The sequence below is a fragment of the Pseudomonas sp. 1176_21 genome (assembly GCF_052850635.1).
Window position 1 is genome coordinate 1 of record NZ_VXCV01000033.1, and the last position, 1,354, is coordinate 1,354.

Here is a 1,354-nt window from a genome sequence, read left to right on the forward strand (position 1 = left end):
ATTCGTCGCCACGCTGGATGCATTGAAGCGCATTGACGAGCCTGCGCTGGTCGCGGTCGAACGCGGCGTGCCGCTGCCGCTGTCCTACGCCCAGGAGCGCCAGTGGTTCCTCTGGCAGCTGGACCCGCAGAGCAGTGCCTATCACCTGCCGGCGGCCCTGCGCCTGCGCGGGCCGCTGGATGTGCCGGCGTTGCAGCGCAGCTTCGATGCGCTGGTTGCGCGGCATGAGCCGTTGCGCACCCGGTTCGTCCAGGTGGACGCCCATGTCAGGCAGGTCATAGACCCAGCGGCGCCGCTGCCGATCGACTTCGAGGTGCTGGCGCATGTGGCTGATCGCACGGCGCAGATCCAGGCTAGTGTCGCGGCTGAAAGCAGCCGCCTGTTTGCCCTGGACCAGGGGCCGCTGCTACGGGTCAAGCTGCTGCGCCTGGCCGAGGACGACCATGTACTGGTGCTCACCCAGCACCATATCGTCTCGGACGGCTGGTCGATGCAGGTGATGATCGACGAACTGATCCGTCGCTATGGCGCTGGCATCAGCGCTCAGGAACTGGTGCTGCCGGAACTGCCGATCCAGTACGCCGATTTCGCCCAGTGGCAGCGTCAGTGGCTGGAGGCAGGCGAGCGCGAACGTCAGTTGCGCTACTGGCTGGAGCAACTGGGGGGCGAGCAGCCGACGCTGCAGTTGCCCACCGACCGTGCCCACCCCGCCCAGCGCAGTTTCCACGGCGCCAGGCGCGATGTGGCGTTGGACGCCGGTCTGACACGCGGGCTGCTGCAACTGGCCCGCGAGTGCGGGGTTACCCCGTTCATGCTGTTGTTGGCCTCGTTCCAGGCGCTGCTGCACCGCTATAGCGGCCAGGACGATATTCGTGTCGGAGTGCCGGTGGCCAACCGCAACCGCCTGGAAACCGAGGGCCTGATCGGCTTCTTCGTCAACACCCTGGTACTCAAGGCTCAGGTGAGCGGGCGACAGGCGTTCACTGCGCTGCTGGAGCAGGTGCGCCAGGCCACCCTGCAGGCCCATGCGCACCAGGACCTGCCGTTCGAGCAATTGGTGGAGGCGCTGCAGCTGGGCCGCAACCTGGGGCGCAGCCCGTTGTTCCAGGTGCTGTTCAACTACCAGGCGCAAACCCGGAACGGGCAGGGGCTGCAGCCGTTGCCGCACCTGCAGGTGGAGGCGTTGCAGTGGGATACCCATACCGCACAGTTCGACCTGTCGCTGGAGGTGTTCGAGCGTGAGGAGGGCATAGCGGCTTCGCTGACCTTTGCCACCGACGTGTTCGAGGCCCACACCATCGAACAGATGCTGGGGCACTGGCAGAACCTGCTGCGCGCCATCGTCGAGCGTCCG

At 66.6% G+C, this 1,354-nt stretch carries 1 protein-coding gene; it reads left to right on the forward strand.

Annotation, left to right across the window (positions count from 1 at the left end):
- A partial coding sequence (locus tag FW760_RS25965; protein ID WP_446444110.1) for a condensation domain-containing protein occupies positions 1 to 1,354 on the forward strand: 1,354 nt, incomplete at both ends.